Origin of the sequence: Chryseobacterium gossypii (genome assembly GCF_041361455.1) — a bacterium.
Classification (GTDB): Bacteria; Bacteroidota; Bacteroidia; order Flavobacteriales; family Weeksellaceae; genus Chryseobacterium; species Chryseobacterium gossypii.
Window position 1 is genome coordinate 56,646 of record NZ_JBGCUR010000020.1, and the last position, 12,240, is coordinate 68,885.

A 12,240-nucleotide genomic window follows, 5' to 3' on the forward strand; every position below is an offset into this window, starting at 1 on the left:
AATACTGTACCATCAATGAAAGATACCGGCGAAAGGCATATATTAAATGAGAACTTCAGAGATAAATCGGAACTCTATATTCATCTGATGCATATTGCCACCTACGAATATGCTAAAAACTTCGCGTCAGGTAAAAAGGTCCTTGACTTTGGCTGTGGCTCGGGATATGGTGCAAAGATCCTGTCTGAAAAAGCTGACAGCGTCACGGGTACGGATCTCAGCCAAGAGGCCGTTGATTTTGCAAAAGATAAATACAATTCGGACAACCTTAATTTTATAACGGATCAGGAGCTTGCGGATAAGAAATTTGATATGATCACTTCTTTCCAGGTGATAGAGCATGTTGAGAATGATGCTGAATATATTACCCGCCTGAAGGGGCTGTTAAATCCCGGAGGCCTCCTGCTTATTTCAACACCAGATAAGAAAAACAGGCTTTTCAATTATATCCAGAAGCCCTGGAATATCTTTCATTTAAAAGAATATACTTCCGGAAGCCTGAAAAAGCTGCTTGAAAACCATTTCACTCAGGTGGAGATCTTAAAGATCGGCTCAGGTTCGGATCTGGTGCTTGAAGAGATCAGCCGGACAAAAAAGCAGAGGATCATCACGCTTCCCTGCACCCTTTCTTTATACCCTTATTCTCTGCGCGTCTTCCTGTTGAAATTCCAAAAAAGTATTTTTGAGTCTCTGAAAAAAATTAAATCAGGTAGCGGGAAAATGCCTGCCGGAATGAATGGCGCCACTGCTGATTTCCATTCAGGCTACTCCCATAACGACATTACAATCGGAAAAGAGATACAGTATTCCACAGATTTGTTAGCCGTCTGTATAAAAAATAGTGACTAAAAATAACAGATTTGTTATTAAAAAATATAATCTTTCATGCGGGAAGTGGCCAGCTCCTTCTCATTGATCCAGGTAAGGAGGGCTTCTAATTTGTCCTCCATTTTCTTACCCGAAGACAGGCGCCTGTAAAACGGAATCTTAAATTGATATTTTTTAAAATCCGTGAACTGCCAGGAGTTCAGATAAATCAGGACAAAATCATCATTTTTCAGGGTTTCAAAAACCATATTCTGATAATACTCCCGGGGTAATATCTGGAATACGAAATCATTATACGGCAGCTGGCTGTAGGGTGAGATACTTTCGGGGACAATGCTCAACCCGTCCCGTTCGGTGATCTCGGTATTTCTTTTCAGCCGCTTAAACGGAAAAAGGATATTGGCATTATCAATATTGGAAACGTAGCTAAACTCCAATAACTTCAGGTTTTCCTCAGGCAGCTTCAGGTCTCTCTGGCGGATTCCCTTGATTTGCTTATCAAAAATGCCCTGGATATTTTTTTTAGCTTCTTCAATGTCCGGAAGACCGGAATTTTTATTATAAAAAGCAATTTCATGCCCTTTGGATGAAATTGCTTTTATGAGATCCTGAAGTTTTTCAACGATTGAAATTTCAATAAAAAAACTCGCTTTTATATCATGAAGGTTTAAAATCCTGAGAATAGCCCTGGTATTGCCTTCGGTGATTTTCAGACTTTCTTCATCTGAGATCTGGACACCGTTTCTGGTCTCCGCTTCGATATTCATAATGTTAAAAGTCAGTAATATCATTTAAATCTTATTTTAGATAAAAAACTAAATTGACTGATAATCAGATGTTAAAATATCTTTTATTTAAATAAACACTTGATCATCTATTTTTTATTCAATTTCACTTTCAAATTTTTGATCATGTCCTTCGTCATTTCGGAAATCCCGAAATTATAGGTCAGCCCCCAGTCTTTCTTGGCCACCGAATCATCAATGGAAGCCGGCCATGAATCTGCGATTGCCTGTCTGAAATCCGGTTGGTAGTCAATCTCAAATTCCGGAATTTCCTTTTTAATTTCTTCCGCCAGCTCCTTCGGAGTGAAGGACATGCCTCCTAAGTTATAGGAAGACCGTACCGTCAGGCTTTCCTTTGGAGCCTCCATCAGTTTCAAGGTCGCTTCAATAGCATCATCCATATAGAGCATTGGCATTGCTGTATTTTCGGAAATAAAGCTGGTGTATTTGCCTTCTTCAATAGCCTCATAGAAAATTTCCACCGCATAATCAGTTGTTCCTCCCCCTGCCGGCGTTTTCCAGGAGATCAGACCGGGATATCTGATACTTCTTACATCTACCCCATGCTTATCGAAATAATATTCGCACCATTTCTCACCTGCCATTTTAGAGATCCCATACACTGTAGTAGGATTCAGCACTACATCCTGCCCTACGTTTTCCTTTGGTATCCCCTTTCCGAAAACTGCTATTGAACTTGGCCAGAAAATCTTTTTAATAAGCCCTTCTTTAGCCATTTCACAAAAATGAAGGAGGGGTTCAAGATTTAATTTCCATGCAAAAATCGGCTGTTTTTCCGAGGTTCCGGACAAAAGTGAAGCCAGATGGTAGACAGTGGTGATATCATAATCCTGGACCACCTGTCTTACCAGTTGGGTGTTGGTAACATCCATTCTTTCATAATGACCTGCAGAAGTGATCCCTTTCTGCCATCTGTCCAGCCCTGAAGCTACTACATTTTCTGCCCCGTGAATTTCAACAAGCCTGTTGGTAAGTTCGGTACCTATTTGTCCCAAGGCACCTGTAATCAGTATTCTTTCCGTATAGGATTCCATTTTTATTTTTTTTAAGAATTGTACAAAAGTAAAAAAATCATGCGTATCATAATAAAAAAAGGAATTATTAAAGATATTTTGAAAAACTTTTAAACAAAATAAATAAACATGAAAAAGATTTACATTCAGTGATCTCCTTGGGGATTTATATAAAAAAATATCTCTAATTTTGTCAAAAACATAAGTGTTTATGAAGAGACTTTTCTGTACTGTTGTACTTATCACTGCCCATTTATATTGGGCTCAATTCACGGATATAAAGATTGTAAAAGAGGTTAAAACAAAAAACAAGGGTATGGTTGTTTCTGCCCATCCTTTGGCAAGCGAAGCAGGAGCAAAAGTTCTAAGGATGGGGGGCAATGCCTATGATGCCGTTGTAGCAACCCAGTATGCTTTGGCTGTAGTTTACCCTCAGGCCGGAAACATTGGTGGTGGCGGGTTTTTAGTAGGCGTAAAAAACAACGGTGAAAAATTCACCCTGGATTACCGGGAAACAGCACCGCGGAAGGCCTCCAGAGATATGTATCTGGATAAGGATGGCAAAGCCAATACAGACTGGTCCCAGAATGGAAGGCTTGCGGTAGGCGTGCCGGGAAGTGTGGCGGGCCTTTTCGCAACATTAAAATATTGTAAGCTCCCAATGGATCAGCTGATCCAGCCGGCTATTGACCTGGCGGAAAAGGGGTTTGCCATTACTGAGCAGGAGGCTGATCTGCTAAACAATAATAAAGACAAATTTCAAAAGCATAACTCGTCCTCCATAGTTTTTGTAAAAAATACTCCATGGAAGGCGGGAGATATTCTGGTACAGAAAGATCTGGCAGAAACTCTGAAAAGGATCCAAAAATTCGGGGCAAAAGGTTTCTATGAAGGGAAAACAGCCCAGCTTCTCGTGGATGAAATGAAAAAAGGCAACGGTATCATCACGCTGGAGGATCTGAAAAACTATAAAGTTGCCGAAAGAAAAGCATTGGAGTTCGATTATAAGGGGAACCATGTTGTATCCATGCCTTTACCTTCAAGTGGCGGCGTCCTGCTGGCTCAGATGCTGAAAATGTCCAGCTATGAAAACCTGGAAAAGTATCAGCAAAATTCCGCACCCGCAGTACAGATAATGGTGGAAGCCGAAAGGAGGGCTTATGCCGACAGAGCCGAATATATGGGCGACCCGGATTTTATCCAGGATAAAACCGCCTATTTAATTTCTGATGATTATCTGAAAAACAGATGGAAAAGCTTTAGCTTCAGCAAAGCTACTCCAAGCTCGGAAGTTGGGAAGATCATTAAGCAGCCGAAAGAATCAACCGAGACCACTCATATCTCCGTGATCGATAAGGATGGAAATGCGGCTTCAGTAACCACCACCCTCAACGGATTGTACGGGAGTAAGGTTGTTGTTTCCGGGGCTGGCTTCTTTCTAAATAATGAAATGGATGATTTTTCGGTAAAACCGGGAGTTCCGAATATGTTTGGAGCAGTAGGTGGTGAAGCCAATTCTATCCAGCCTAATAAAAGGATGCTCTCTTCCATGACTCCAGTCGTCTTACTTAAAAACGGGAAACCTTATATGGTGGTAGGCACCCCTGGCGGTACTACCATACCTACTTCCGTATATCAGTCAATTGTAGATGTGGTCGATTTTAAACTGAATGCCAATTTATCGGTGAACTCTCCTAAGTTCCACCATCAGTGGCTTCCGGAAAAGGTGACCGCAGAACCCGGCTTCCCCCAGGCAACCATTTCCGAACTTCAGAATAAAGGCTATGTCTTTGAAAGCGTAAAGCAGATCGGCAGAACGGAAATGATCCTGATTGATGATAATGGAAATGTTCATGCCGTTGCAGACGGCCGGGGTGATGATTCCGTTGCCGTGGAATAGGAATCTAAATCTATATTTGAAGAATAATTTCAGCTTACAGCAGGTGTTCCTGCTGTAAATCCAGCTTTATTTCATGACTTTTATCATATTTTAAAGGTAAATTTCCTAAATTTCGCTTTCAAAATAAAACAATTCTTTGAAGACAAAACGATTTTATCAGCAGATCTATTTTCAGGTCATTATAGCGATCATAGCAGGGATACTTTTAGGAAGATTCCACCCTGAGCTGGGTGAGAAGATGAAGCCTTTGGGCGATGGCTTTATCAAATTAGTAAAAATGATCATTGCCCCGGTAATTTTTATAACTCTCACCTTGGGGATTGCTCATATGACCGACTTGAAAAAAGTGGGAAGAATCGCAATGAAAGCCCTGATCTATTTTATTACCTTTTCAACGCTGGCTTTAATTATTGGTCTTGTTGTAGGCAATATCCTACAGCCGGGACACGGGCTAAATATCGATCCTGCGACTCTTTCAGGGGATGTTTCCCAATATCAGCAGAAAGCTCATGAATCTACTCTTACCGGATTCATCATGAATATCATTCCTGAAACGCTTTTCAGCCCTTTAGTGGGAGACAACATCCTGCAGGTTCTTCTGGTAGCCATTCTGATGGGAGTAGCTTTAGTTCTGACCAAAGAAAAAAGCCAGAAGGTAACAGAGTTTTTACAGGATCTTTCCACCCCTGTCTTCAAAATCGTCCATATGCTGATGAAGCTGGCCCCGGTAGGAGCTTTTGGAGCTATGGCCTTTACTATCGGAAAATACGGACTGCATTCTGTGTTGAACCTGATATTTCTGGTCGGTACCTTCTATATTACTTCTATCCTGTTCGTTATCCTGGTTTTAGGATCCGTGGCCTGGTATAATGGCTTTAATATCTTCAAACTGATGTATTACCTTAAGGAAGAGCTTCTTTTAGTATTGGGTACGAGCTCTTCGGAATCTGCTCTTCCAGGCATTATGGAAAAGCTGGAAAAAGCGGGATGCTCCAAAACAATTGTGGGGCTGGTAGTGCCTACGGGCTATTCGTTCAACCTTGACGGGACCAATATTTATATGACCCTTGCTTCCCTGTTTATTGCACAGGCACTAAACATCCATCTTCCTCTGGAAAAGCAGCTGATGCTTCTTCTAGTAGCTATGCTGAGCTCTAAAGGGGCTGCGGGAGTTACCGGAGCAGGCTTCGTCACTCTGGCAGCCACCCTGGCAGTAGTCCCTGAAATCCCTATTGCCGGAATGACCCTGATTCTTGGTATTGATAAATTTATGAGTGAGTGCCGGGCACTAACCAACGTTATCGGTAATTCGGTAGCAACGGTTGTTGTGGCCAACTGGGAGGAACAGCTGGATAAAAATCAGCTTCATTACAGCCTGAACCATCCTTATAAACCTGAGGAGAAATTAGAGTTTTGATCTTACCTGCTGCCCAGTAAGCCGATTACAGGCTAAACCAGGATATTCAAACTTGACGGATAGACCTTTATGCGGACCGGCGATTTTATTTTATTAAATTCCCCATCCAGATGCCAGTTTTTGGTACTGACCTTAAATTCAATCTCCGAGACAGGAAGGTAGGTTACATAGTCATCATCTTTCAGCTTTTTTGTGAACATCCTGAAAGCAAATAAGGCTGAATACGGCAATGGAAATTTCTTCACCAGCACCATATCCACCAGACCGTCGCTTTTACTCGCTTTGGGAGCAATATAAGCGTTATTCCCAAACTGGCGGGTATTGGCAATATTCAGCATCAGGTATTTCCCGTTGTACTGCTGATATTTTTCATCCAGAAACTTTACTTTTATCGGCTTGTAGTTGAAAAATGTTCTGATAGAAACCTTGATATAATTTTTAAACCCGCGGTCGGTCTTTTCAAATTCTTTCACTACCTTACCATCAAATCCTGTTCCGGAAACATTGATAGAAAGCCTGTCGTTGACTGTAAATGTGTCGATCTTCCTGGATTTTTTTGCCTTTATTTTTTCCAAAAGCTCATCAAGGTTCTTGCTGAATCTTGTTTCATTGGAAAATCCGTTCCCTGAGCCGGCAGGAAAAATAGCCAGGATCTTTTCCGTATTGATAAGATTCCGTGCCACCGTAGAAATGGTTCCGTCCCCTCCTATGGCCACAAAAATATCTATTTCATTGAAGTGTTCCCGGATAAAATCATCTGTTCCCTGAATAGACTCTGAAATATAATACAGCGGATCTTCTACCTTAGCTTTCAGTTTATTGAGGAACGGCTGATAATTTCCTTTAGCTGAAAAAGGATTGATGATAAAAGCTACTTTTTCCATTGCCACAAAAATAAAAAATGCTTCCTTTCCGGAAGCATTAAATATTATTTAATTTTCATTCTCTCTTTAAACTGTGGGGTAAGCGAGGCTTTCAGCTCTTCCCAGGAAACCGGGATAGTGATATCCCCCGCAGCAAAGGCCGCAATTTCATAAGGACTGTAATGGAAATAAAGATTTTTATCATCAAAATAAAAATTATCGGTAGCCGGGATCACTTCCACCAAAAGCATATCGGAATTATTGATCTGTCCCTTTTCATCCGTCGCTCCGCCATTCATTTTATTGATGTTTTTCATCAGAAGCTTTTCAATTTCAGCCTTTGGCATTGTTGTGATGTCTTTTAGCCCTACTTTCTTATTGTTCTTAAGATCAAAAACCCTTTCTGAAAATCCATAGTTATCATGGGCTCCGCCTTCATATGAGCTGTTGAAGTACTGGATATGAAGAAAATCATTGATGTTTGATTTTACCGTCATATCGGAATCGGTATACCAATGCTGGGAGTAGGTAATATCAGAGCCCCAGTTTTTGCTGTCTTGCTTTATAGAGTTATAATATTCATTTTTATCCTTTTCAAGATAAGCCTGCAATCCGTTTTTTGAAAAGTCTTTAATTCCTTTTTCAGTAAAGTAGATGCTGTCCAGCAGCTTCTGATCTTTTATGGAAGGAAAAACAAGCAATTTCGAGGAATACTTCAGCGAAAGCGAATCAGTGATTTTTATGGAATCATTGACTGCCACAGAATCAATGACGAATTTTTCAGCCTGCTGATTTTCTGTTTGCGTATTTGTATTATCGGTTGCTCCAGTCTTTTTGCAAGCTGAAAAGGCAAGTAAGGATAATAGTGCCGTAATGGCAATAGTGTTTCTCATATTTTTTAATTTTTCATATCAATACAAAAACCATTCAAAACCGAACGGTTTATTTTTTTTTGATGTTGTTTTTTTTAATCATTAGGGATTCTTTTGGCATCAAAAGTATCATTCCCGAAAGCCAAAACAGGAATAAAAATGAATGCTAGAAAGAATAAAAGAATGGTATAAAGCGGTGTTTCTTTACTGAAACCTTTTGCCATCCTGTCCCAGGCCACCCACATGGCATAAAGGTTCACTAACGGAATAAAGAATAAAATGATCCACCAGATCGGTTTTTTTACAATTTCAAGTAAAACTATTGTATTATAGATTGGGATAAAGCCGGCCCAGGCATCTTCTCTTCCTGCTTTCTGGAATATTTTGTAATAGCAGTATCCGTAGAATAAATAAAGAATAAGGTAAAAAATGATCATCCCAATGCCAATACCTGCTGTAGCAGCAGAATCCATCCCATCGTAATAATCTGCTTGTAAAATAGTTATCATGTTATTATTTTTACTTCAAATATAAAAAAAGCTTATAAAATCTAGAAGCTTTTTATTTATTTTTTAATTAAACTAATAACCTGATTCTCGCATTTGGAGGAAACGCCCCATATTTGTTTGAAAGCGGGATAATATTCCTTCGGATAATCGGCGCTGGCTACGGTGGTAGTAGAGGTTATTTCCAGCTTATTTCCTTTTTGTTCGATGACATAGCTGTATGATATTTCTTTGTCATCAGTAACAATTTTCTTGTTTTTTGGCAGTTCTTCAACTGCATACCCCTCAGGAATTTCCAATGTCACTTTTTTAATTCTTGTAAACGGGGAAATAAAATCAATCTGGTATTTTCTTTCTTCTGTCTGGTCAAACTCATTAGAATTTTTGTTCAAAAACAGCATTGGATTGATGATCATTTTCTTTCCAATCCTGTCAACCAAATTTTCTGAGGAAAAGTTCATCGTACTTTCAAAGTCTCCGTTTTCCAGAACTTTTGAATCTATATTAGTAAAATCAATGGCAAAATTCTCTTTGTACTGCTTTTTATATTTTTCTTGGTTATCATCATAACTTTCCTTGGCAAACATGGCATAAGATCCTGTATCTTTGTCAGAATATGTCCCGGAAATGCTTCCGTCATTATTAATTTTTGCATTGGCTGTCAGGTAGCTGAAGCTTGGCTTTGCATTCACCATCTGGATCTGCTGTACTTTATTTTTAGACAGCAGTATGCCAAACTGATTCCAGTCTCTTGGCGGCAGCTGATCCATAGAAGCCTGCTTGGATGTTGCATCATAAATATGCAATTCCCCGTTTACATCTATTGCTGCGATCACCATATTCATATTCGAGACATTTGGAGATGCAAGATTGATCAGCCCGTTGTTTACCGTAGAGATCAGAACCGGATCTGACTTAATTCCTGCTTCACGAAACATCATCACCAAAAGCAGGTTGATTTCCGCGGCATTCCCGGTTTTGGTTTCGAGGAGCTTTTTCAGTCCATCCTCAGTATAAATGCCTCTGTCATTATTCCATGTAAATGTTTTCTGAACATAGCTGAATATGGCATTGGCTTTTTCCACATCACTCCGTAGGTCTGTAATGCCTGCCGGCATGTTCTCTTTGGCCAGTTTTGTTTTTCTCAGTTCGCCCCCAAAGTTCTCATCTTCATAAAGCCTGGTCATGATCTGTTCCCAGGAGGATGAATACAGCTTTAGCTCCCTGAAATTGGTAGAGTGAACTTCAGCCCTTATTTTGGTTCTGTAGTTCATGTCATTCTTCACAAATTTTTCCGTCTTGAACGGCTTTAAATTTCCATAGGCAAAACGGTATGTTCTGTAATCCGTACCATATAAGATTTTCTCCGTAACTTCCCTGTATTTAGGGACAAGGGAGCCTGTATAATTTACGTTATAGGAGATATTAAGCGGACTGTCCAGAACATATTCCGTATATAATGAAGGAGTGCTTGATTCAATCAGGAACTGTGGGATCTCAAATGCGAACGGAGATTCAACCGTATATTCGTATTCAATAACCGAGCCGTCTTTTACGTTTGGAAAGGCAAGCTTGGTTATCGTTATATTTTTGCTTTCCTTACTTTTATACTTGGAGTTTTTCTCAACCTTGGTCTCTACTCTGGCTCCGTTTTCCAGATTATAGGTAAAGGCCTTTAATTTAGTCAGGCTTTCCTGACTTCCTTTACCGTTCTGGTATAATGGGATTTCCAGGTTCAGCCACTCTTCTGCCTTATCCTTATTATAAATTTTCACTCTGTAGAAATACGTTTTTGAGAGCAGCGCGGTATAAGCATCCACTTTAAAATGCCCAGATTTATACAAAATTTCAGCCGACGCATTCTCATCCAGTAAAGATTTTGTCTTTGACAGATCCGCATCATTGAATTTGGGAGGGTTAAGAAATTCATGTTTCTGAGCCTCAATAAAGATCAGATTCATCGAGCTAAAAACGATCAGCAATATTTTCCTCATGTTTAAATTTTTGATATTAAAATTTTTGAATTATCAATGTTTATAGTTTTTTTCCTGAAATTGATGTAGTCGTTATATTTTTCTTTCGGATAAATGCCTTTATTTACCTTAATACTCCTGGTAACTTTCAGTTGATCCCCGCTTTTGACAAAATTCAGAGTGTATGTTCCGAACTCCGAATTAATGGTTACATTTTCTGGAACCTCATCTATTTTATACGCTGGCGGAACCACAAAGCTGATCTCATAATCATCCTTGAAGGACTGCCGGATTTCAAAAGGAAGTTCCCTGTTTTCATCTGTTTTATAGATATTATTGGTAAAAATGGGTACTGCCCTGAATATAATGCTGCTTCCTGCGTTTTTAGAATAGTTATTGGCCTTAAAATCCAGATCATATCTGGCTACAGCATTATCCCTGTCGTTAATGAAGTTTTTCATTTCCAGCTTCTCAAAGTTCAGAACATCAAGCCTGCTTTTGAGAACGTCATTTCTTTCTTTAGGTGACAGGTTTCCCAATGCCACATTGTAATCATACTGACTTCCTGTAAATGAAAATATTCCTTCCCCGCTAATGCTGTTGTCCTCATTGAGTTTTATCTTAAGGACCTGCTTTTCCTGGTTCTGTTCTGCAGAATATACCGGAGTATCAATGAGCTCAATCCCGTCTTTTCTGATAGAAAGCACATTCCTGTCTGTAGTAGATGAACTTAAATGATTGAATGCAAATTGCTGGCTTGTATTTTCCAGCCAGATGTTTCCCTTTTCTGTTGGGACCATTAAAATTACGTGGTTTCCACCCATTTTAGGAAATTCAGGATCAAAAAGCAATTGCGAAGAACCGGAATTGATCACACAATAATAGGAGGGTATTCCTGCTTCATCCAGAAGCGTCTTCATATAGTTGGTAAGCCCTTTACAGTCTCCATATCCTTTCTTTGAGACCTCATCCGCAAGCATAGGCTGCCATCCGCCGATACCTAAAGTTACCGCTATATATCTGGTTTTAGATTGCATGTACTGATACAGCTTTTTTACTTTCTCCTCTGTAGAACCCTGTAAGTTCAAAGCGGCCACCTCGGCTTTAATAGCAGGGGAAACTACAGAAACAGGCTGTAAAATGTTATTGTAATACCATGCCCCGAAATCTTTCCAACTGTTGATATTCCCCTGTTTCCCTTCCAGATTGAATCGGGCCAGTGAAAAGCTTACCTTCGGCAAAATCTTATCAGGCTGCGGCAATAAGAAAATATCATCAATCGCCTGAACATTTTTATAGGTATAAACTTTTTCCGCTCCGTTACTGCTTTCCGTTACGGAAGCATAATTATATTTGGACGGATAAATCCTGGTTCTCAATTCTATTCCGGAATTATTGATGATTCTGAATTGTTTTTCTTCAACTGAGGTGTTTACTGTAGAGAAAGGCATGAAATCAGGGATAAAAACCGTATTTTCATCTGAAATCTGATATGAAAACTCTACCGTATAAGGGTATGATGTAGGGGTATAGGATAAGGCCATAAACCTGTCATCTGAATAAAAAATCCCTGTGGGATTATTGGCAAAATCGCCGAAGTCTGATTTGGAATAGGACTTTATCTTCTTACCTGCGGCATCGTAGACCGTTACCTTAACATCTGAAATCTGGTCTCCTTTTTCATAAGGAATATAAGAAACAGCCTTTTCATCACCGTCTTTATTCAGTACGGTGGTAACTTTGTTATATTGGTATCTGATGTCATCGATCTTGTTGATCTGAATCGTTGTAAGATCCTTCCTGATCACAACATTGGCATTCTTCTTTAGATTTTCGGGGATTGAAGCAACAGGATAGCTTTGGGCGTAGTATATTGAAGCCATTGTAAGTGCTCCTATACAGAACATTTTCATCATTGAAGTCATTAAAATTTCACAAAAGTAATAAAATCTTAATAACTGTTAAAATTAAATTTTATTATAAAAAAAACAGGCATTTTAATATGAAATAAAAAAAGAGGCTGTCTCAAAAGTAAGATAGCCTTTTTTATATTTTACAAAAA

10 protein-coding genes are annotated in these 12,240 nt (G+C 39.4%); 3 read left to right on the forward strand and 7 right to left on the reverse strand.

The window, feature by feature from the left end:
• The first annotated feature begins 15 nt into the window (after positions 1-15).
• Entirely contained in the window at positions 16-849 is an 834-nt protein-coding gene (locus ABMQ40_RS11770; RefSeq protein WP_370899795.1) for a class I SAM-dependent methyltransferase, read from the forward strand.
• Positions 850-866: 17 nt separating this feature from the next.
• Here ABMQ40_RS11770 and ABMQ40_RS11775 read toward each other — a convergent pair whose 3' ends face one another.
• Positions 867-1,619, reverse strand: coding sequence for a polysaccharide deacetylase family protein (locus ABMQ40_RS11775; RefSeq protein ID WP_370899797.1), 753 nt, complete (start codon positions 1,617-1,619; stop codon positions 867-869).
• 83 nt (positions 1,620-1,702) lie between these two features.
• Positions 1,703-2,668, reverse strand: a complete 966-nt coding sequence (locus tag ABMQ40_RS11780) for an NAD-dependent epimerase/dehydratase family protein (protein ID WP_370899799.1) — start codon at positions 2,666-2,668, stop codon at positions 1,703-1,705.
• A 190-nt stretch (positions 2,669-2,858) separates the two neighbouring features.
• Here ABMQ40_RS11780 and ggt point away from each other — a divergent pair, with 190 nt between their 5' ends.
• Entirely contained in the window at positions 2,859-4,547 is a 1,689-nt protein-coding gene (gene ggt, locus ABMQ40_RS11785) for a gamma-glutamyltransferase (protein WP_370899801.1), read from the forward strand.
• A 136-nt stretch (positions 4,548-4,683) separates the two neighbouring features.
• Positions 4,684-5,964: a dicarboxylate/amino acid:cation symporter gene (locus ABMQ40_RS11790; protein ID WP_370899803.1), complete on the forward strand. Its 1,281-nt coding sequence runs from the start codon at positions 4,684-4,686 to the stop codon at positions 5,962-5,964.
• 32 nt (positions 5,965-5,996) lie between these two features.
• Here the strand turns inward: ABMQ40_RS11790 and ABMQ40_RS11795 are convergent, their stop codons facing one another.
• The 5 genes from ABMQ40_RS11795 to ABMQ40_RS11815 all read right to left on the reverse strand — a co-directional run bounded on the left by ABMQ40_RS11795 (position 5,997) and on the right by ABMQ40_RS11815 (position 12,094).
• Complete coding sequence (locus ABMQ40_RS11795) at positions 5,997-6,848, reverse strand: diacylglycerol/lipid kinase family protein (RefSeq protein ID WP_370899805.1); 852 nt, start codon at positions 6,846-6,848, stop codon at positions 5,997-5,999.
• Positions 6,849-6,892: 44 nt separating this feature from the next.
• Positions 6,893-7,720, reverse strand: a complete 828-nt coding sequence (locus ABMQ40_RS11800; RefSeq protein WP_370899807.1) for a DUF3298 and DUF4163 domain-containing protein — start codon at positions 7,718-7,720, stop codon at positions 6,893-6,895.
• A 74-nt stretch (positions 7,721-7,794) separates the two neighbouring features.
• Positions 7,795-8,208 carry a DUF5684 domain-containing protein gene (locus tag ABMQ40_RS11805; RefSeq protein ID WP_370899809.1) on the reverse strand — a complete coding sequence of 138 codons (414 nt, stop codon included), beginning with the start codon at positions 8,206-8,208 and terminating at the stop codon, positions 7,795-7,797.
• A 56-nt stretch (positions 8,209-8,264) separates the two neighbouring features.
• Entirely contained in the window at positions 8,265-10,199 is a 1,935-nt protein-coding gene (locus ABMQ40_RS11810) for a transglutaminase family protein (RefSeq protein ID WP_370899811.1), read from the reverse strand.
• A gap of 2 nt (positions 10,200-10,201) precedes the next feature.
• A complete protein-coding gene (locus ABMQ40_RS11815) occupies positions 10,202-12,094 on the reverse strand; it encodes a DUF3858 domain-containing protein (protein ID WP_370899813.1) in 1,893 nt (630 codons plus the stop codon).
• Positions 12,095-12,240 lie beyond the last annotated feature (146 nt).